The organism is Microbacterium sp. SORGH_AS_0428, from assembly GCF_031453615.1.
GTDB lineage: Bacteria > Actinomycetota > Actinomycetes > Actinomycetales > Microbacteriaceae > Microbacterium.
Map to the genome: position 1 here is coordinate 999715 of NZ_JAVIZT010000001.1, position 19321 is coordinate 1019035.

Consider the following 19321-nt stretch of genomic DNA (forward strand, 5'->3'; position numbering starts at 1 on the left):
CGCCGACGCCTGCCTGGTGGGGAGGACGACTCAGTCGGCGTCGCCCTGCTGCGTGGCGAGCACCTGGACCCCGGTCGCGGTCTGCACCCAGTTGGACTGGCGGCGCACGTACAGGGTGCCGTCGGCCGCGAGGATGCGCACCGCCGCCGGCGAGTTCGCGCCGGAGATGGCCACCGCGTCCACCGGCGCGTCGACGACGGTCGCGGCTCCCCCCACGACCTGCTGCACGAACACGGGCGCCGCCGCGTCGCCCGACACGACGCCGACCGTCGTCGTGTCGAGCCACGCCAACCCGCGGGTGGGCGCATCGAGCGTCGTCAGCGACACGGCGGGTCCCAGGGCACTGGGCACACCGGCCGAGTCCCGCTCGACGCCGGCCACGACGAGCATCGACCGGCCGCCCGCGGTGAGCACGGCCGCCATCCGACTGCCGTCGCGGGAGATCTGCATGGCGTCGATCCGACTCGCCCCCCACGCGGACGGCACCTCGAGCGCGGTGCCGTCCGTCCCGGTCGCACGCACGCGGGACGGATCGGCGGCGGGCACGGTCCAGATCATGCCGAACGGATCGATCGTGGGCGCGAGCACACCCGCCCGCTCGTCGACGACGCGGCTGGTGCCGTCGTCGGCGACCTCCGCCGCCGTGCCGTCGGGAAGCAGGACCGCCGCGACAGTGCGACCGACGCCGAGCTGCACGGTTCTCGGCTCGACCTCCAGCAGGGCCGGCGACAGACCGGGCAGCGGTGTGAGCTCGCCCGAGAGGAGGTACCCGAACCCGTCGGCGTCGCGCACCAGCGCCCGAGAGTCGACGAGGGTCGAACGCGTCGGGATCCTGGACGCGTTCACTCGTGCGCCGTCCACCTGCATCTCGACCGCGGTGACCTGGGCGGTGACCAGGCTCGCGGAGAGCTGCGTCTGCATCCGGTCCAGGGTGACCTGGTCCAATCCGAGCGCCTGCTCGCTCAGCTGCGCCTGTGCGACGCCGTTGGACAACGGCACGGAGGGGACGAGCGTGACGTTGTCGGGGAAGGCGGAGACGACGGATGCGGCCAGCCAGGGCGAGGGCTCGCCGTTGACGACGGCGGCGGCGATCCGCGTCAGCGCGTTGGTGGTGGGGAACCAGCGCACGTCGGGAACGAGGTAGCGCCACGTGGGATCGAAGTACATGACGTCGTACGAGCGGAACACGTTGCGGAACAGGTCCTCGTCGAGCACGATGCCGTCCGGCGCGTGCGTGATGCGCCACTCGCCGTCGGCACCCTGGGCGAGTGCGAACGGCAGGGGGACGCTGGCTCCCTCGTCCGACAGCGTGTACGTGCCGGCCTCGTCGATCGTCGCCTGCGGGGTCACGTCGAGGACGATCTCGTCGTCGATCTCGGCATAGCTGCGGTCCGCGAGAACGTCGACGATCACGCCCGCCTCGGGCTTCCACTGATCGCGGTAGCTCTCCGAGAGGAACTGCCGGGCCACCTGCCAGTTGTCCTGCGGCCCGGATGCGGCGCGCACGAACCCGTCCACGATCTGCCTGGCCGTCGCGCCGGGCTGCGGCCCGTCCGGACGGTAGATGACGTCGGGCGCCGTGGAGTCCGACCCCAGCTGCGGCCCCGGCTGCACCGTCCCGGTCGTCGGAAGACCGGCGCACGCCGTCAGGACGAGCGCGAGAGCTCCCAGCAGAGCGATGAGGATCCGTCTCATGTGGACTCCTTGCCTCGCAGTGCGCTGTCGACATCGATCGGCTGGGTGAGCCCGAGATCGTCGAGGCCGTCCCCCTCCGGCGCCAGCGACAGGGGTGAGGCGACCGGGTCCGCGCCGGCGCGGCGCGGCAGGGTCAGCACGAAGTTGGTGCCGAGCCCGAGCGACGACCAGACGCCCAGCGTGCCGCCGTGCAGACGGGTGTCGCCCAGGGCGATGGCCAAGCCGAGTCCCGTGCCGCCGATCGTGCGCTTGCGCGACGGGTCGGCACGCCAGAAGCGGTCGAAGACGCGCTCCTGGTCTTCGGGCCGCATTCCCATCCCGTAATCGCGCACGCCGACCGCGACCGCATCCTGATCCGAATCCACGGTCACGACGATGGGCCGGCCCTCGCCGTGCTCGATCGCGTTGCCCAGGAGGTTGCGGACGATCCTGCGCACCCTTCGGGGGTCCATCTCGACGGGCGAGTAACCGCCCGGCGCCACGAGGCGCACGTCGCTGCCGCGCTGTTCGGCGAGCTGGTGCATCTGGGCGACGACGTCCTCGGCGAGATGCGCGAGGCTGGTGGGCTCGAGTTCGAGCTGCACGGATCCGGCGTCGTAGCGGCTGATCTCGAGCAGGTCGGTGAGCAGCGTCTCGAACCGCTGGACCTGCGCGTGCAGCAGCTCCGCGGCGCGCGCGCTCACCGGGTCGAAGGCCTCCCGGTGATCGTTGAGCACGTCTGCGGCGAGACGGATGGTGGTCAACGGCGTGCGCAGCTCATGGGAGACGTCCGAGACGAAGCGCTGTTGCACGAGTGAGAGCTCGGCAAGTTCCTTGATCTGCGCTTGGATGCTGTCGGCCATCGCGTTGAAGGAACGACCGAGGGTGGCGATCTCGTCCTCGCCGTGCACATCCAGCCGCACGTCGAGTCGGCCCGCCGCGAGTTCCGCCGAGGTGTGCGCCGCCGCCCCGATCGGCACGGTCACCGACCGCAGGACGAACCACGAGATCCCCGCGATGATCGCGATGAGGGCCAGCCCCACGACCCAGAGCGTGCCCTGCACGAAGCCGAGGGTCTGATCGGCCGCGGCCAGGTCGTAGGCGATGTAGAGCTCGTACGCGCCGACGCCCGCGACGTTCAGCTGCTGTCCGACCGCGATCCCGGGCACCACGCGCCCCGACGCGTCGGTGAGGGCGATCGACTGCCACCACTGCACGTCCGCGTCCGAGCGCACCTTGTCGCGCAGCGCATCCGTGATCTGGCCGTCCCAGTTGCCGCCGCCGAGCACGAAGTCCTGCGGCGCGGTGGCCGACGGGGTCTGATCGACGCGGAACATCGCGACCAGGTCGGAGTCGGACTGGCGCCCGAGGCTGGCCATGACGCTGTCGACGACGTTGCGCACCTGGGCGCTGTCGCCCTGCAGCGCAGAATCCAGCGTGGCCTGAGCCGCGGTCGTGGCGCGGCGTGCATCACCCAGCACCTGGTCGCGACGCGACTGGAAGAGGTCGTTCTGGATCGCCAGCGCCATCCAGACGCACGCCACGAGGATGGCCAGCGTGGACAGCGCGATCGTGAGAACCAGCGTGCGGAAGCGCAGTGAGCGCTGCCACGAGCCCAGCACCCGCGACGGCCACGTGCGCCAGGCGCGCAGCTCGCGCCGCAGGCGGACTGCCGGCCGGGGGGCGGTCGCGGCGGGCATCCTCAGCTCGCGGCGCCGGCGCGGTATCCGACGCCGCGCACCGTCGTGACGATCTTGGGGTTGTCGGGATCGAGCTCGACCTTCGCGCGCAGCCGCTGGACGTGCACGTTCACGAGTCGCGTGTCCGCCTTGTAGTGGTAGCCCCATACCTGCTCGAGGAGCATCTCGCGCGAGAAGACCTGCTGCGGCTTCGAGGCCAACGCGACGAGCAGCTCGAACTCCAGCGGCGTCAGCGGGATGGGTGTCGATCCCCGGCGCACCTCGTGCGCGGCCACGTCGACGGTCAGATCGCCGATACGCAGGCTCTCCCCGGCATCCGTCGCGGCCGGACGGAGCCGGGTACGGATGCGGGCGACCAGCTCCTTCGGGTTGAACGGCTTGACGATGTAGTCGTCGGCACCCGACTCGAGCCCCGCGACGACGTCGGCGGTGTCGGTGCGCGCGGTCAGCATGATGATCGGGACACCGGACTCCGCACGCAGGCGCGTGCAGATCTCGATGCCGTCCATACCGGGCAGCATCAGATCGAGCAGCACCAGATCGGGGCGCTCGGAACGGAAGGCGTCGACCGCTTGGGCGCCGTCGGCGCAGAACACCGTCTCGAAGCCCTCCGTGTCCAGCACGATCCCGATCATCTCGGCCAGGGCCGTGTCGTCGTCGACCACGAGAATGCGTGATGTCATGAAACGCGTTCTTCCTTTGCGTCCGCTCGGCGGCCGGGTTCCACCGATGCCCCCGTGCGCCCCTTCAGAGTAGTCCACACGCGGGCCGCGGCCCACGAGCGGCCTCCCAGGTGTGTCACGATGAAGGCGATGACGACCGCGAGGAGATCATGACGACCGCGCAACCCGGATGGACGCCCGCTCCGCGCGCGGGAATCGTCCCGCTGCATCCGCTGACGTTCGGAACGGTGCTGGGGCGCTCGTTCGTCGCCCTGCGGCAGAACCCTCGCGTGCTGCTCGGGTTCGCCCTGGGCATCCAGATGGCCACGTACCTCGTGCTACTGGTCGCCGTCGGCGGCATCGCCTTCGCCAGCTTCTCCCGCCTGGCCACCGTGCCGGTGTCGAGCCCCGACTACCCCGACCTGTTCGCGGGCGCGACGGCGATCACCGTGATCTCCAGCCTCGTGCTCGGTATCGCGAGCTCCGCACTGACGGTCATCGTCCAGGGCGTGGTCGTGGCCGACGTCGCGCACGGCGTCGTCGCCGAAAAGCTGACCGTCGGCGCACTGTGGCGCCGGATTCGGCCCGCCTTCTGGCGACTGTTCGGCTACACGCTGCTGGCTTCGGGCGCGGTGCTGGTCGCCGTGGCGATCCTCGCCGCTGCCGCCTTCGCGCTCGGCCTGCTGGCCCTGGCCGCGGGGATCATCGCCGCGGTCGTGCTCCTGCTCGCCGCCATCCCGCTCGCCTTCTGGCTGACGACACGGCTCTTCCTCGTCACGCCGATCCTTGTCCTGGAGGGGTCGGGCGTCTTCGCGGCCATCGCCCGGTCCTGGCGCCTCACGCGCGGGAGATTCTGGCGAACCCTCGCAACGTGGTTCGTCATCCAGACCGGCTTCGGAATCATCACCCAGATCGTCGTGGTGCCGCTCAACTTCTTCAGCGGCATGTTCGTGGGCGTGCTCTCCCCCACGGGCGATCCGAACGTCGCCGCCGTCATCGGCACCTTCGGAGTCGGCCTCGTGGTGCAGATGGTGTCGCTGCTGGTCCAATCGATCACCCTCGTCGTGAACGCCACGGCCGCCTGTCTCGTGTACGTCGACGCCCGGATGCGGACCGAGGGCCTCGATCTCGACCTGCAGTCGTACGTCGATCAGCGTCAGATGGGAGCGGGCGTCGCCGACCCCTATCGGTGGCACATCGGCCGGACGGTGGCACCGCAGCCCGCCGGCTGGCCGCCGCAGACCGCCCCGTGGCCGGGCGCGTACCCGGCCCCGCAGGCATACGCATACGGCGCGCCGCCCGCGTACACGCCGCCCGCGTACACGCCGCCCGGCCCCGACGCACCGGCGCCGGCACCGTCTGCCGCGGATCGGCCTGCGGGCGACCAGCCGCCGGCCGGCACGCCCGCGTCGACCGACTGGGCTCCGCCGCAGGCCGGTCCGGAACAGCGGTGATCCTCGCCGCGGCCGCGCCGTTGATCCCCGACGGCGACGAGGCCAGACGTCTCGCCGAGCGGGAGCTCGCGGATCCGAGCTACCGTGCGGCCGAGCCGACCCCCTTCGACCGCATCGCACGAGCCATCGGCGACGGCATCGCCCAGCTGTTCACCGGCGGCGTGGATGCGGCGTGGGCGCCTGTGGTCGCCGTCGCCGCGCTGCTGCTGGTCGTGCTCCTGGTCGTGCTCGCCGTGCTCATCTGGGGCCGGCCGCGCTCCCGAGGGCTCGTGCATGCCTCCCGGGGCGAGCTCTTCGGCGACGCCGTGACCGCCGGGGCCGGCGAGCTGCGGCGCACCGCAGCGGCGCTCGCCGACCAGGGCGACTGGGAAGCGGCGACCGTCGCCGCCGTGCGCGCCCTGGCGCGCAGGCTCGAAGAGCAGCAGCGCGTCACCGTGGCCCCGGGGGCCACAGTGACCTCCTTCGCACGCTCGGCGGGCACCGTCTTCCCCGACGAAGCCTCCTCGCTCATCCAGGCGGCGCACGACTTCGATGATGTGCGCTACCTGCGCCGGCCGGGAAGCCGCGAGGCCTACGAGCGCGTCCGCGCCCTGGACGATCGGCTGTCCCGCGCCGCGGTGACGCAGCGATGAGCGTGCGTCCCCGCCTCGCCCGTGCGCGCACCTGGGCCGTGATCGGCGCCGTCATCGTGGTCGTCGGCATCATCGGCGCGGTGATCTCCGCAAACATGCGCTTCAGCGCATACGACAGATTCGATCCCGAAGATCCGGGTCCCGACGGGATGCGCGCGCTCTCGCGCATCCTGTCCGAGCAGGGCATCGACGTGATCGTGACACGAGATGTCGCGTCCGCGGAGGCAGCGCTTCGCGAGGGAGAGAACACCCTCGTCCTGCCCGACTCGCCCCTGCTCTCGGATGCGCAGCTGACCTCGTTGGCGCACGCTGCGGACTCGGTGGTCGTGTCCGATCCTCGCGCGCGCTCGATCCGCCTCCTCTTCGACGGCCGGATCCAGGGATACGGCCCCGCTGTCGCCGTCGCACCCAATTGCGACCTGCCGGTGGCGCGGCGCGCGGGAGACGTCAGCGTCGGCGCGACCTTCACGGCCCCGGATGCGGTCGGCTGCTATCCGGCCGACGACGGGTTCGGGCTGCTGTGGCAGCAGCGCGAGGGCGCCACGCGCGCCGCCGTGGACGGATCGGTCGTCTTCACGAACGAGCACCTGGCCTCCGACGGGAACGCGGCTCTGGCGCTGGGCCTGCTGGGGGCACACGATCGCCTGGTGTGGCTCGTGCCCGCCCTCACGGCCGGATCCGGCACGACCGGCGCCACGCTGGGAGAGCTCACCCCGCCGTGGGTGACGCCGGCGATCGTGCTGCTCGGTGCGACGGCTCTGGCGGCCGCGATCTGGCGCGGCCGCAGGTTCGGCCCGCTCGTGCACGAGCGGCTCCCGGTCACGGTGCGCGCCGGCGAGACCACGCGCGGTCTCGGCAGGCTCTACGCCCGTGCCGGCGCGCGCGAGCACGCCGCCGCCCTCCTGCGCGAGCGCGCCCGTGTGGCCGCCGCCGCCGCGCTCTCCGTGCCCCGCAGCGCCGATACCACGGCGATCGCGGATGCCGTCGCCGCCGCCACCGGCATCCCCCCGGCCCGCAGCAGGGCGCTGCTCGGCGACGAGCCCGTTCCCGACGACCGCGCGCTCGCCCGACTCGCCGCAGATCTCCGCGCCCTGGAGGCGCGACTGACCCCGTCCCGCCCGCGAAAGGAATCGCAATGACCGACACCTCCGACGACGCCCTGCGGATGACGATGCACGGCGTGCGCACCGAGATCGGCAAGGCCGTGGTCGGCCAGGACGGTGTCGTCACCGGGCTCCTGGTCGCGCTGCTGGCCCGCGGCCACGTCCTGCTGGAGGGAGTGCCCGGCGTCGCGAAGACGCTGCTCGTGCGCGCGTTCAGCCGCGCGCTCGGACTCGACACGCGCCGGGTGCAGTTCACCCCCGACCTGATGCCGGGCGATGTCACCGGCTCGCTCATCTACGACGCACGCTCGGGCGAGTTCGAGTTCCGCGAGGGGCCGGTCTTCACCCAGGTGCTGCTCGCCGACGAGATCAACCGCACGCCGCCCAAGACACAGTCGGCGCTGCTGGAGGCGATGGAGGAGCGGCAGGTGTCCGCCGACGGTGTGACCCGTCCGCTGCCGGTGCCGTTCCTCGTGGCCGCCACCCAGAACCCCGTGGAGCACGAGGGCACGTACGAGCTGCCCGAGGCGCAGCTCGACCGGTTCCTGCTGAAGCTCCGCGTCGACGTGCCCGAGCGGGATGCCGAGGTGAAGGTGCTGCGCCGTCACGCCGACGGGTTCGACCCGCGCGCTCTCGATGCCGTGACGCCGGCCACGGATGCCGCGGGGATCGCCTCGGCGCAGCGAGCAGCCGCATCCGTGGAGGCCTCGGACGACCTGCTCGGATACATCGTCGACCTCGCGCGGGCGACCCGCGACGCTCCCTCCGTGCAGCTGGGCGCGAGCCCCCGCGCCGCCACAGCGCTGCTGGCCACCGCGAAGGCGTGGGCCTGGCTGGGCGGCTACCCGGCCATCACGCCGGATCACGTCCAGACGATGCTCACCCCGACCTGGCGCCACCGGCTGCGCCTGAACCCCGAGGCGGAGTTCGAGGGCGTCACGGTGGACGGCGTGCTCGCCTCTGTCCTCGCTCAGACGAGGGTCCCGATCTGACGTGTTCGTCACCGGCCGTCTCCCGATCGTCGTCGCCGTCGGTCTCGTCCCCTTGGTACTGCTGTCCGCCGCGGGGGTGCCGGCGTGGGCGGTGTTCGGCGCGTGGCTCGTCCTCGTCAGCGCGGCGGTCGCCGTCGACGTGGCGCTCGCGCCCCGCCCCGCCGACCTGCGCGTCGCGCGGACCCTGCCCGCGCGCGCCCGGCGCGGCGAGCTCGCGCTGAGCGAGCTGCGCCTGACGAACCTCGGCAGCCGTCAGGTGCGGGGATGGGTCAGGGATGCGTGGCAGCCGACCGCAGGGGCGCCCGCGGCCCGCGCGCGGATCGCCGTCCCCGCGGGACAGACCCTCACGCTGCGCACCTCGCTCGTGCCACGCCGACGGGGCGAGCTCGCGAGCGACTTCGTCGTCGTCCGCGCGCTCGGTCCCCTCGGACTGGCCGGACGCCAGCAGCGCATCGACGCGCGCGGGGTGCTGCGGGTTCTGCCGCCGTTCTCTTCGCGCCGTCATCTGCCGTCCCGCCTGGCACGCCTGCGGGAGCTGGACGGCGAGACGAGCGTGCAGGTACGCGGTCGCGGCACGGAGTTCGACAGCCTGCGCGAGTACGTCCGCGGCGACGATGTCCGCTCGATCGACTGGCGCGCCACGGCGCGCTCCGGCACCACGATGCTGCGCACGTGGCGGCCGGAGCGCGACCGGCACATCGTCGTGGTCGTCGACACCGGACGCACCGCCGCGACCCGCGTCGACGACGGCGTGAGACTGGACGCCGCCATGGAGGCCACGTTGCTGCTCGGCGCGCTGGCCGCCCGCGCCGGCGACCACGTGCACCTAGTGATGATGGATCGTCTCGTACGGGCGCGAGTGAGCGGCGTCGACGGCGCCGGACTCGTCCCCGCGCTCGTGGACGCCATGGCTCCCGTGGAAGCCCAGCTGATCGACACCGACTGGAGCGACGTCGCCTCCCTGGTGCGCAGGCTGACGGTCCGCCCCGCGCTCGTGGTGCTGCTCACCGCACAGGACGACCCCGCCGCCGCGCGCGGCTTCCTCGCCGCGCTGCCCGCGCTGACGGCCCGGTCCCGGGTGCTCGTGGCCTCCGCATCCGCCGTCGGTGACGCCGACGACGAGACCGCGACGACCGATGCGGACGCCGCCTACACCTGGGCGGCGACGGAGCACGCGCGCCAGGGCGGCGAGCGCGTCGGGGCGGCGATCGGACGCGCGGGCGCTGTCGCCGTGACAGCGGATGCGGCATCCCTCCCGCCGCGCGTGGCCGATCACTATCTCGCGCTCAAGCTCCGCGGCCTGCTCTGAGCTCGGCCCCACCGAGGACCGGCCGGGCCCACCCCTCCCCCGTCCCAGATCGACGCGGAACGCGCGATCTGGGACAGGGGAACGATCCGCGCCGTGCCCGGGGATGCAGAACGCCCCTCCGCACGGGGCGGAGGGGCGTTCGTGGTCGCGGGTCAGGCCAGGTCGAAGCGGTCGAGCTCCGTGACCTTCGTCCACGCGGCGACGAAGTCCGCGACGAACTTCTCGGTCGCGTCATCCGAGGCGTAGACCTCGGCGAGCGCGCGCAGTTCGGAGTTCGAGGCGAACACCAGGTCAGCGCGCGTGCCGATGCCGACCAGCTCGCCGGTGGCGTCCTTCGTGCCCTGGAACGCGTGGGATCCGGGGTCGAGGGGCTTCCAGGTGTTGCCGAGCTCGAGCAGGTTCACGAAGAAGTCGTTCGTCAGCACACCCACACGCTCGGTCAGCACGCCGTAGCGTGAGCCGTCCCAGTTCGCACCGAGCACGCGCAGACCTCCCACGAGCACCGTCATCTCCGGTGCGCTCAGGGTCAACAGGTTGGCCTTGTCGACGAGCAGGTACTCCGCGGGAAGCGAGGGACGCCCCTTGAGGTAGTTGCGGAAGCCGTCGGCGGCCGGCTCGAGGAAGGCGAAGGAGTGCTCCTCGGTCTGCTCCGCCGTCGCGTCGGTGCGTCCCGGACGGAACGGCACCTCCACGATCACGCCCGCGTCGGCCGCAGCGCGCTCGACACCGGCGTTGCCGGCCAGCACGATCAGGTCCGCGAGCGAGACCCGACGACCCGCCGCCTCGAACTCGGCCTTGACCTCTTCGAGGACCGCGAGCACCTTCTGCAGCTGAGCGGGGTTGTTGACCTCCCAGTCCTTCTGCGGCGCCAGCCGGATGCGGGCGCCGTTCACGCCGCCGCGCTTGTCGCTGCCGCGGAAGGTGGATGCCGCCGCCCACGTCGTCGAGACCAGCTCGGACACACTCAGCCCGGACTCGAGGATGCGGGACTTCAGCGCGACCGCATCCGCCGCGTCGATCAGCTCGTGGTCGACGGGGGGCAGCGGATCCTGCCAGATGAGGTCCTCCGCCGGCACCTCGGAACCGAGATAGCGCACCTTGGGTCCCATGTCGCGGTGGGTCAGCTTGAACCACGCGCGGGCGAACGCGTCCTGGAACTCGTCGGGGTTCTCGAGGAAGCGCTTGGTGATCTTGCCGTACTCCGGGTCGACGCGCAGGGCGATGTCGCTCGTGAGCATGCGCGGCTCGCGGCGCCCGTCGGAGTGCGCCAGGGGCACCATGTCGCTGCCCGCGCCGTTCGCGGGACGCCACTGCCACGCGCCCGCCGGGCTCTTGAACAGCTCCCACTCGTACGCGTAGAGGATGTGCAGGAACTCGTTGTCCCAGCGCGTCGGGTGATAGGTCCAGGTGACCTCGAGCCCGCTCGTGATCGTGTCGTCGCCCTTGCCCGTGCCGTGCGCGTTCTTCCAGCCCAGTCCCTGGTCCTCGATGCCCGCGGCTTCCGGGTCCTCCCCCACGTTCTCGTCGGATGCCGCGCCGTGCGTCTTTCCGAAGGTGTGGCCGCCGGCGATGAGCGCGACCGTCTCCTCGTCGTTCATCGCCATGCGGGCGAAGGTCTCACGGATGTCGCGCGCCGAGCGCAGCGGGTCGGGCTCGCCGTTGGGGCCCTCGGGGTTGACGTAGATGAGCCCCATCTGGACGGCCGCGAGCGGCTTCTCCAGCTCGCGGTCGCCCGAGTAGCGCTCGTCGCCGAGCCACGTGGTCTCGGGGCCCCAGTACACGTCGTCGTCCGCTTCCCACACGTCGGCACGTCCGCCGGCGAATCCGAAGGTCTTGAAGCCCATGGACTCCAACGCGACGTTGCCGGCGAGGATCATGAGATCCGCCCAGGAGATCGACTGGCCGTACTTCTTCTTGACCGGCCACAGCAGTCGGCGCGCCTTGTCGAGGTTCACGTTGTCCGGCCAGCTGTTCAGCGGCGCGAAGCGCTGCTGTCCCTGCCCGCCGCCGCCGCGCCCGTCGGTCACACGGTAGGTGCCGGCACTGTGCCAGGCCATACGGATCATCAGCGGGCCGTAGTGACCGAAGTCGGCCGGCCACCAGTCCTGCGACGTCGTCATGACCTCGAGGATGTCCTGCTTGACCGCCGCGAGGTCGAGAGCCTCGAAAGCGGCCTTGTAGTCGAAGTCCTCGCCGAGAGGATTGCCCACGACCGGGTTCTTCGCCAGCAGACGCAGGTTCAGCTTCTTCGGCCACCACACGCGGTTCGCGGATCCGGCGGTCGGATGCGGCAGCGCACCGTCGGGCTCGGCGTCGACCGGCGAGGGCCCGACGGGCAACCGCGTCTCGTCGGCACCGTCGTGGGGTACAGGGCAACCCGTCGTGATGTCGGACATCTGTTTCCTTTCGTGGGGGTCATTCGCTCTGGGCGGCACATGCCGGACACATGCCCCAGAAGGTCACCTCGGCAGCCTCGACCGAGAAGCCATGCGTCTGCTGGGGATGCATGCACGGCGCCGCTCCCGCGACGCAGTCCACATCCTCGACGCGCCCGCAGCCGCGGCAGACGAGGTGGTGGTGGTTGTCGGCGACGCGCAGCTCGAACAGGCCGGGATGACCCGCGGGTTCGATGCGCCTGGCCAGCCCCGCGTCGACGAAGTCGCCGAGCGCGTTGTAGACCGACTGCATGCTCGTCGCCGGCAGACGCTCGCGCACGCGGGCGAACACCTCGTCGGCCCGGGCGTGCGGCGACGCGTGCAGCGCGTCGTAGACCCCGCGCCGCGTCTCGGTGACACGAAGGCCCGCGTGACGCAGGGCGATCTCTGTCTCGACGGATGCGGGGGCCACCCCCGTATCCTGACATTGTTTTGATCTATTCAAAAATACGACACGCCCACGAGCGGGTGAACGTTCGCTGAAGCCGTTCCGGCTCAGCCCGCGACGAGCTCGGCCTGGCCGATGTCGTCCTCGTCCAGATCGCCCGTCTGGCCACGCCGCGCGGCCCGGCGCCCGACCACGAGCATGTAGAACAGGAAGACACCGAGCGCCAGGGCTCCGAGCACGATCTTCACCGGCCACGGCCACGGCTGCGGGGTGACATAGGCCTCGACGACCCCCGACAGGGCGAGGGCGAAGACCAGACCGACCGCGACGGTGGCGAGCGAGCGACCCGCTGCGGCGAGCGACTCGCGACGGGAGCGGGGGCCGGGAGCGACCCATGCCCAGAAGACGTGGAGCCCCGCCGCCGCCGCGACGAACACGCTCGTCAGCTCGAGCAGACCGTGGGGCAGGATGTACGCGAAGAACACGTCGAGCCGGTCGAAGGAGCCCATGACCGCAGCCGCCGTGCCGACCCCGATCGCGTTCTGGACGACGACGGAGACCGGCCAGATGCCGGTGATGCCGAACAGCACGCACTGCGCCGCGATCCAGGCGTTGTTCGTCCACACGGTGCCGGCGAACACGGCCGCCGGGTTGTCGGAGTAGTAGGCGACGAACTCGTCGTTCGCGTACGCGGAGAGCTGCGCCTGTGAGCCGAGGGTCGCGACGAGTGCGGGATCGGACGAGATCCACAACGCCACCAGCGCCGCGGCCAGCACGAACGCGACCGCGACCGCGAGTGTCGTCCAGCGCACGCGGTACAGCGCCGCCGGCAGCTGATCGAGGAAGAACTGCGGGATCCGGCGGAACAGGTTGCCGTCGCCCGCGGTGAGCCGCAGCCGGGCACGCGCGAGCACGAGTGAGAGGTGATCGGCCTGCGGGCTGCGCCCCGCCGCCGTCTTCAGCTCGGCAAGATCCGCGGACGCCGCCCGGTAGCGCATCACGAGTTCGTCCGCCTCAGGACCGCTCAACCGCCGACGACCGGCCAGTTCGTCCAGACGCTCCCACTCGGACCGGTGAGCGGCCGTGAGCGCGTCGAGGTCCATGTGTTTCACTGTAGCCATGCCCTCCGCCGTGACGTTGGTCGAGATCGGTCAGGATGAGATCCTCACCGGCGAAGCCGTCGCCCTCGACGTGCAGCCCGCGGGGTTCTTCCTCCGACTGGCGGGGGCCGCGATCGACATGATCGTGACGATGGCCACCGCCTTCGTCGTGCTGCTGGCGCTCGGGCTGACCGGGGTCCTCTCCGCAGGTGCGGGACTCGGCACGATCGTCTCGATCCTGCTGGCGGTCGTCCTGCTGGTCGTGGCGCCGACGACGATCGAGACCGCCACGCGCGGACGCAGCCTCGGCAAGCTCATCGTCGGCGCCCGCATCGTTCGCGCCGACGGCGGGGCGGCGGGCTTCCGGCAGGCGCTGATCCGTGCGCTCGTCGGCGTCCTGGAGATCTGGTTCACCTTCGGAGCGGTGGCCGCGCTGACCGGGATGTTCACGCCACGCGCACAGCGCCTCGGCGACCTGATGGCGGGCACCTTCAGCCAGCGCACCCGCACCGGACGCCTCGCCGCGTTCGAGCCGCAGGTGCCTGCGCCCCTCGTCGAATGGGCCCGTATCGCCGACGTGGCGCCGCTGCCGGCGCCGGTCGCGCGGCGTTTGGCCCGGTTCGTCCGGCAGGCGGAGCAGCTTCAGCCGCACGCGCGACGGATGCTGGCCACCCAGCTCGCCGCCGAGGCGGCCGCATCCGTCTCCCCCGTTCCGCCCGCGGATCCGGAGCTGTTCGTCCGGGCTGTGGCGGCGCTGCGCTTCCAGCGGGAGTTGACGGCCGTCCAGGCGCGCGACGCACGGGCCGCGGCACTGCTGCCCGCGCCCGCGACGCGTCGGGGCTAGGAGGCGCGGAGCGTCTCGTGACGCACGACCAGCCAGCCCTTCGGCACCGAGAGTCGCTCGGTGTGCACCTGGCACAGGTCGTGCGCGTGGGGGTCTCCCGCCCGGCCCAGCGGCCCCACCGCTGCCATCTGGTCTGCGTAGTCGTAGGTGAGCGTCGCCACCGCTTCACGCGCGCACGCGACCTTGGAGCACTGACGTTCCTGCACGGTGCGACCCTAACGCGCCCCGCGGACACCCGACGTGCGCCGCGCCTAGGATGGTCAGATGATCCGCCGCCGGTCGCGCCCCGCACCCGCAGCTCCGCGTCCTGAGCGCCATGGCCGCCACGGCCGACAGGGCCGCAGCGCCGTGGTACGCCCGCCGCTGCCGCCCCTGGAGACGCGCGTGGACCGGTTCGATCTGGCTGTCGGCTCGGTCGCGGAGTTCCTCCGTGGGGCCTGGCCGGAGCTGCGCGAAGTGCGCTTCGAGATGGCCGACATGCCCCCGGCCGCGGATGCCGACGGCATTCCGCGCTGGAGCGTGCTCGCCGACGAGAAGCGCATCGTGCTCTACCGGCTGCCCATCGAGCGTCTCGCGCACCTCCACCGCAACGACGACGCCCATCGGCGCATGATGATCGAGAGCTGCGTCTTCCGCGCGGCGGCGGAGTTCCTCGGGCGCGACCCGTGGGACCTGGGCCCCGATCGCTTCCGCTTCCTCTGAGCGGGCTCAGGGGCGAACGATGATCTCCGCCGCGGCGGCATCCGCCGGCCACACCGGGAACGCGCTGATCGCGCCGTCCGCGAGGTAGCTCACCGAGGCCCGCACCGGGCTCGAGGTCTCGATACGGTACACCGCGCCCGGCTGGACCGGCACGGATGCGGTGTCGCCGGCCGCGACGCGGAACCGCTCCGTGTCGGTGGCGCCGCTCAGCGGCGTCAGCACGACATCGGCGGACCCGGCCGTCGAGCCTGCGACCACCAGCAGGGGCGAGGGTCCGTCCGCCACGGCGACAACGCTCGGTCCGACGATGGGCTCGGCCGCGGTGTACCAGGCGAAGTCCGCACCGTCGGCGAAGTCGGTCGTCTGCCAGACGGCGCTGACGACGGCCGATGTGGCCTCGACGCGCACGGTGTAGGCGCCGGCCGGCAGACCTGCGAGATCGAGTTCGGTGGGAAGGTCCGCGCCGAGCGGAACCTCCTGCGTCAGCGCGGTACGCCCCGTGTCGTCCTGCACGGTGACGGCGGCTGTCGCGTCGGCACCCGGAGAGAGCAGCCGCAGGAGCGTCGTCGCGCCGGCGGAGGCCGCATCCACCGCGCTCTGCGGAACACGCACTCCGGGGATCACCTGCTGCGTCGCGGAACCGACGATCGCCCCGCTCTGCTCGACGCCCCCGGTCAGCAACGTCCGGGAGAGGCTGGACTGCAACGCCGCGGCGACCGGGGCTCCGGAAGCGGTGACGCGCACGACCGGCGCACCTTCGCCGACCGCCAGCGCGGCCAGCGGCACGAGACGCTGCGTGTGGGCGTCGACGCGGAGCCCGCGCCCCGACGGCGGGGTGGAGGCACCCGTCGCGCTGTACAGCGTGAGATCGACGGTCGCGGCCACGTCCGCGGGGTTGGAGAGGAGGATGACGTCCGCCGAGCCCGTGGTGGTCGCACCGGCGACGAGCCAGGATTCGATGAGCGGCGGCTGGCACGCGGAGGCGGCGAAGCCACGAAGATCCTCCGCGGCGACCGTGCCGCTCGCGGATGCGGCGGCATCCGAACGCGTCGCGTCGACCGGCGGGGCGGCGAACACGGGGTGCCCGTCGGAGCCGACCACTTCGGGCGCACTCGGTTCCGTGGCCTGCGTCAGCGTCGCGCCGTCCGATCCCGATACGGTCGCCGTCGGTGCCGCGCTGGCGATCTGGTCGGCCTGCGTCGCATCGCGGCCGAGGGCGAGCAGAGGCCCGGCGCAGGCGAGCACCGTGTCCGCGGGCGTCGGGGTCACCCCCACGGCGAGCGGCTCGTGCGTGTGGGTGGGCCAGTTCGCGGCCACGCCGACGCCCACCGCACCGACGATGCCGACGGCGAGGGCCGTACCCACGACGAGCCGCGTGCTCGTCGCAGCCCAGCGCCACATCCGCTGCCTGGTCATTCCTGCTCCTCCCGCGAACGCGGACCGACGGTGCGCGGGGTGCGACGAGCCTCGCGGCGCGATGCGGCGGTGGGGAACGAGAGCAGCAGGGCGATCGCGACGACCACGAGCTGGACGGCCGTGATGACCCACCCTTGGCGCATGATCTCCGCGCTCGGCGCGGGGCGCTCCGCCACGTCCGTCGTGACCCGCCAGAGCGTGCCCTTGGGCGTCGCGCCGACCACATCGAGGTCGTCGCGCTGATCGAGAGCCGTCTGAGCCGAGAGCCGCAACGCGCGCGCTGCGTCGCTCTCGTCCGAGGTCTCCGGAGCGACCACGATGAAGCGGATTCCCGCCGCCGCGACGCGTGCGACGACATCCTCCGAGGTCGAGGTGACCAGATCCGCGGTGAGCCCGGCCACTTCCCGGTCCGACGCCGAGGCGACGGTGCGCGTCGCATCCAGCGTGGAGACGCCCGACAGCGTCTCGCTGCCGCCCCACACGACCTGGGCTGCGACGGAGCCGTCGGCCAGAGGTGAGAGCACGATCGTGCCGACGCTCGAGTCATCGCGCCCCTGCGCCGCGACATAGGCGGGCAGCGTGGACGGCGAACCGACCTGCAGTCCGCTCTGCCCCCGGCCCATCGCGGTGACGGAGGGAACGGCGAGAAGCACGAGGGTGCCCATGACGGCGACGGCGCCGAAGACGCGCAGCCCTCCCGCGCGTGCGGGGACACCGGAATCGAGCGTCACCGTGGCAGCCGCCACGATCCCCAGCCAGGCAAGGCTCAGGGCCGCGCCCGGCCAGAGGGCCACAGGCGTGCCGCGCGTGTCGACCGAGACGGCGAGGCCGACGGCCGCGAACGCCGTGGCGATGCCGAGAAGCGCGACCACGAGCAGCACCCCGGCGACCATCCACCGCGGGGTGAGCAGCGACAGCAGAGCGAGCACCGCGAGCGGGGCGACGAAGACGACCACCGCGGTCACGAACGGCCCGATGGTCGTCGAGCCGAGAAGGCCCGCCCACCCGGCGAAGTCCGTGGTCGGGAACCCCGCCGCCAGCGCGAACCGCCCGGCCGCGTCGGCTCCCGCCTGCGTGCCCGCCCACACCGGGCCCGGGTCGGCGAGCAGGCCCCACACCGTACCGCCGTGCAGCTGAGCCCAGATCAGAGGCGCGAAAAGTGCGAGGGCCGGGACGCCCGTCCAGACGATCTGACCTGCCCCGCGTCCGCCTCGCGCCACCACGACGAGCATCATCGCCAGCATCCAGACGATGATCAGAGCCGGTGCGAGCGACGGGGCGCACGCGAGCACGCCCGCCAGCAACAGGGACGCCGCCCCTGCCGCGGCCCACGATCGATGGGCGACCGCACCGGCGTAGAACAGCCACGGCAGCAACAGGTGCACGATCACGCCCGTGGGTCTGCCGTCCACGAGGGCCGTCCAGAACGTGGGTGCAAGCGCCCAGGCGATCGCGGCGGTGTTGCGCAGCAGCGACCGGGACGTGAGGCGCGTCGCCGCGAACCAGCCGCCCAGTACCGCGAGCGGCAGCGCCGAGAGCCACAGCACGATGAGGACCCGCGACGGGTCTGCCGGCCAGAGCGAACCGAGCAGCGCCACGACGGCGGCGAAAGGATCGGCCGGTCCTGCCATGTCCAGTCCGGTCGCGCGGGCGCCGAATGCGGCGTCGGCCCAGAGCTGACCGAGCGTCGCCCGCAGCGGCTCGAGTGCGCCGCCGCCGAGAGCCGGCCACGCCAGGAGGGCGGGGAATGCGGCCGCGGAGACGACCAGTCCTGCCAGCACGAGCCACGCACCGCCGCCCGTGAAGAAGTGGAGTTCGCCGCGCACCGGCCGGTTCATCGCGTCGGCGTCGGCGTCCGCGTCGAAACGCTGCCGGAGCGCCGACCCCGTGATGCGCAGCAGGGAGAGCTGGGACCACGAGGCCGCCCGTGAGCGACGGATGACCCCGCGGGATGCGGCGATCGCGCCCCACCGGAAGAAGGCGACGATCGACGCGCCCCACTCGGGCAGAACTCGCGAGGGCTGCTTCGCCACCAGCAGCGCCGCCGCGCGCCAGAGCGCCAGCGGAATGAGAGAGAGCAGGTGCAGCGGCACCGCCGCGGCCGGTGCGTAGGCCAGGCGACGGTGGATCTGGGCGAGTCGGCGCGCGTAGGCGCGACGACGCCGGGCGCGCCTCGTCGGGGCCGCGGGCAGGCCGGCCACGCCGTCGCCGGCGACCGCCACCCGCGCGGTGGGCACGAGACTCACCCGGTGCCCCGCGAGGCGGGCACGCACGCCGAGATCGAGCCCCTCGTCTGCGCCGCCGAGCGCGGGGTCGACCCCGCGGAGCGTGCGCCACAGGTCGGCGCGCACGAGCACACCGCGCACATCGGCCCCGAGGACGTCCTCTTCACCGTCGTGCTGACCCTGGTCGAGTTCGTCCTGCACCATCTCGACCGCGCGGCCGAACGATGTCATCGTCACGCCGAGCGAGACGATGCGGGCTGGGTCATCCCACTCCACCAGTTTGGGAGCGACGACGGCGACCGAGGGCGCGCGCTCGAGTCCGGCGAGCAGGCGCTGCAGGGCCTCCGGTTCGGGCGCGGTGTCCTGGGCGAGGAGCCACACGAACTCGCCGCTGATCCGCACGGAGGCGAGGCGCACCGCATCGGCGAACGACGTCGAGGCGCCGGCGGTGATCACGCCCTCGGCGCCGGATGCGGTGACCAGCTGCGTGAGGTGGGAGTCCCCGCCGCAGAGCACGATCGTGAGCGCGTCGACCTGGCGGGTCTGGGCGGCGAGGGCTGACAGAGTGCGCTCGAGATGCGCCGCTGCTGCCGTACGCCCTTCAGGGCGCACGACGAGGAGAGCGTGGACACGGGCCGACATGACTGAGTCAGCCTAAGCACGAGTTCGCGACACGCGAGGTGCA

At 72.3% G+C, this 19321-nt stretch carries 16 protein-coding genes; 7 read left to right on the forward strand and 9 right to left on the reverse strand.

Translation table 11 applies throughout. From position 1 onward, the window contains the following. Positions 1 to 30: 30 nt before the first annotated feature. Genes QE374_RS04885 through mtrA form a run of 3 tightly spaced genes read right to left on the reverse strand, consistent with a single transcriptional unit; the run spans position 31 to position 4057 of the window. Positions 31 to 1695: an LpqB family beta-propeller domain-containing protein gene (locus tag QE374_RS04885; RefSeq protein ID WP_309732656.1), complete on the reverse strand. Its 1665-nt coding sequence runs from the start codon at positions 1693 to 1695 to the stop codon at positions 31 to 33. Then, positions 1692 to 3374: an MtrAB system histidine kinase MtrB gene (gene mtrB / locus QE374_RS04890; protein WP_309732657.1), complete on the reverse strand. Its 1683-nt coding sequence runs from the start codon at positions 3372 to 3374 to the stop codon at positions 1692 to 1694. Before mtrB ends, QE374_RS04885 begins: the two co-directional genes overlap by 4 nt. Positions 3375 to 3376: 2 nt before the next feature. Continuing rightward, positions 3377 to 4057: an MtrAB system response regulator MtrA gene (gene mtrA, locus QE374_RS04895; protein WP_309732659.1), complete on the reverse strand. Its 681-nt coding sequence runs from the start codon at positions 4055 to 4057 to the stop codon at positions 3377 to 3379. Positions 4058 to 4206: 149 nt separating this feature from the next. Here mtrA and QE374_RS04900 point away from each other — a divergent pair, with 149 nt between their 5' ends. Genes QE374_RS04900 through QE374_RS04920 form a run of 5 tightly spaced genes read left to right on the forward strand, consistent with a single transcriptional unit; the run spans position 4207 to position 9526 of the window. Continuing rightward, positions 4207 to 5490, forward strand: coding sequence for a glycerophosphoryl diester phosphodiesterase membrane domain-containing protein (locus QE374_RS04900; RefSeq protein ID WP_309732662.1), 1284 nt, complete (start codon positions 4207 to 4209; stop codon positions 5488 to 5490). Then, positions 5487 to 6122: a DUF4129 domain-containing protein gene (locus tag QE374_RS04905; RefSeq protein WP_309732664.1), complete on the forward strand. Its 636-nt coding sequence runs from the start codon at positions 5487 to 5489 to the stop codon at positions 6120 to 6122. The genes QE374_RS04900 and QE374_RS04905 overlap by 4 nt, the downstream gene beginning before the upstream one ends. Beyond that, positions 6119 to 7261, forward strand: a complete 1143-nt coding sequence (locus QE374_RS04910; protein WP_309732665.1) for a DUF4350 domain-containing protein — start codon at positions 6119 to 6121, stop codon at positions 7259 to 7261. Before QE374_RS04905 ends, QE374_RS04910 begins: the two co-directional genes overlap by 4 nt. Next, entirely contained in the window at positions 7258 to 8217 is a 960-nt protein-coding gene (locus QE374_RS04915; RefSeq protein WP_309732667.1) for a MoxR family ATPase, read from the forward strand. The genes QE374_RS04910 and QE374_RS04915 overlap by 4 nt, the downstream gene beginning before the upstream one ends. Before the next feature lies 1 nt (position 8218). Then, the gene (locus QE374_RS04920; RefSeq protein ID WP_309732669.1) at positions 8219 to 9526 is read left to right on the forward strand and encodes a DUF58 domain-containing protein; all 1308 of its coding nucleotides are present in this window, start codon (positions 8219 to 8221) and stop codon (positions 9524 to 9526) included. A 152-nt stretch (positions 9527 to 9678) separates the two neighbouring features. On the opposite strand, the gene katG is transcribed toward QE374_RS04920, so the two are convergent. From katG to QE374_RS04935, 3 genes are all read right to left on the reverse strand, one after another. Next, entirely contained in the window at positions 9679 to 11922 is a 2244-nt protein-coding gene (gene katG / locus QE374_RS04925; RefSeq protein ID WP_309732670.1) for a catalase/peroxidase HPI, read from the reverse strand. A gap of 19 nt (positions 11923 to 11941) precedes the next feature. Next, positions 11942 to 12373: a Fur family transcriptional regulator gene (locus tag QE374_RS04930; RefSeq protein WP_309732672.1), complete on the reverse strand. Its 432-nt coding sequence runs from the start codon at positions 12371 to 12373 to the stop codon at positions 11942 to 11944. 83 nt (positions 12374 to 12456) lie between these two features. Next, a complete protein-coding gene (locus QE374_RS04935; RefSeq protein ID WP_309732674.1) occupies positions 12457 to 13452 on the reverse strand; it encodes a stage II sporulation protein M in 996 nt (331 codons plus the stop codon). A gap of 16 nt (positions 13453 to 13468) precedes the next feature. On the opposite strand from QE374_RS04935, the gene QE374_RS04940 reads away from it, so the two are divergent. Further along, positions 13469 to 14293, forward strand: coding sequence for an RDD family protein (locus QE374_RS04940; protein ID WP_309732675.1), 825 nt, complete (start codon positions 13469 to 13471; stop codon positions 14291 to 14293). On the opposite strand, the gene QE374_RS04945 is transcribed toward QE374_RS04940, so the two are convergent. After that, positions 14290 to 14499, reverse strand: a complete 210-nt coding sequence (locus QE374_RS04945; RefSeq protein WP_137416377.1) for a DUF3499 family protein — start codon at positions 14497 to 14499, stop codon at positions 14290 to 14292. The two genes, QE374_RS04940 and QE374_RS04945, sit on opposite strands and share 4 nt — an antisense overlap. A 58-nt stretch (positions 14500 to 14557) precedes the next feature. Between QE374_RS04945 and QE374_RS04950 the strand changes: the two genes are divergently transcribed. Then, positions 14558 to 14995: a metallopeptidase family protein gene (locus tag QE374_RS04950; RefSeq protein ID WP_274287574.1), complete on the forward strand. Its 438-nt coding sequence runs from the start codon at positions 14558 to 14560 to the stop codon at positions 14993 to 14995. Positions 14996 to 15001: 6 nt separating this feature from the next. Here QE374_RS04950 and QE374_RS04955 read toward each other — a convergent pair whose 3' ends face one another. Next, positions 15002 to 16411: a DUF5719 family protein gene (locus tag QE374_RS04955; protein WP_309732678.1), complete on the reverse strand. Its 1410-nt coding sequence runs from the start codon at positions 16409 to 16411 to the stop codon at positions 15002 to 15004. Continuing rightward, entirely contained in the window at positions 16408 to 19278 is a 2871-nt protein-coding gene (locus QE374_RS04960; protein WP_309732680.1) for a glycosyltransferase, read from the reverse strand. The genes QE374_RS04955 and QE374_RS04960 overlap by 4 nt, the downstream gene beginning before the upstream one ends. Positions 19279 to 19321 lie beyond the last annotated feature (43 nt).

What these genes read in the sequence shown, in the direction of transcription:
- QE374_RS04885 (WP_309732656.1), bottom strand. Translation starts at nt 1,695, where the DNA reads ATGAGACGGATCCTCATCGCTCTGCTGGGAGCTCTCGCGCTCGTCCTG.
- mtrB (WP_309732657.1), bottom strand. Translation starts at nt 3,374, where the DNA reads ATGCCCGCCGCGACCGCCCCCCGGCCGGCAGTCCGCCTGCGGCGCGAG.
- mtrA (WP_309732659.1), bottom strand. Translation starts at nt 4,057, where the DNA reads ATGACATCACGCATTCTCGTGGTCGACGACGACACGGCCCTGGCCGAG.
- QE374_RS04900 (WP_309732662.1), top strand. Translation starts at nt 4,207, where the DNA reads ATGACGACCGCGCAACCCGGATGGACGCCCGCTCCGCGCGCGGGAATC.
- QE374_RS04910 (WP_309732665.1), top strand. Translation starts at nt 6,119, where the DNA reads ATGAGCGTGCGTCCCCGCCTCGCCCGTGCGCGCACCTGGGCCGTGATC.
- QE374_RS04915 (WP_309732667.1), top strand. Translation starts at nt 7,258, where the DNA reads ATGACCGACACCTCCGACGACGCCCTGCGGATGACGATGCACGGCGTG.
- katG (WP_309732670.1), bottom strand. Translation starts at nt 11,922, where the DNA reads ATGTCCGACATCACGACGGGTTGCCCTGTACCCCACGACGGTGCCGAC.
- QE374_RS04935 (WP_309732674.1), bottom strand. Translation starts at nt 13,452, where the DNA reads ATGGACCTCGACGCGCTCACGGCCGCTCACCGGTCCGAGTGGGAGCGT.
- QE374_RS04940 (WP_309732675.1), top strand. Translation starts at nt 13,469, where the DNA reads ATGCCCTCCGCCGTGACGTTGGTCGAGATCGGTCAGGATGAGATCCTC.
- QE374_RS04950 (WP_274287574.1), top strand. Translation starts at nt 14,558, where the DNA reads ATGATCCGCCGCCGGTCGCGCCCCGCACCCGCAGCTCCGCGTCCTGAG.
- QE374_RS04955 (WP_309732678.1), bottom strand. Translation starts at nt 16,411, where the DNA reads ATGACCAGGCAGCGGATGTGGCGCTGGGCTGCGACGAGCACGCGGCTC.
- QE374_RS04960 (WP_309732680.1), bottom strand. Translation starts at nt 19,278, where the DNA reads ATGTCGGCCCGTGTCCACGCTCTCCTCGTCGTGCGCCCTGAAGGGCGT.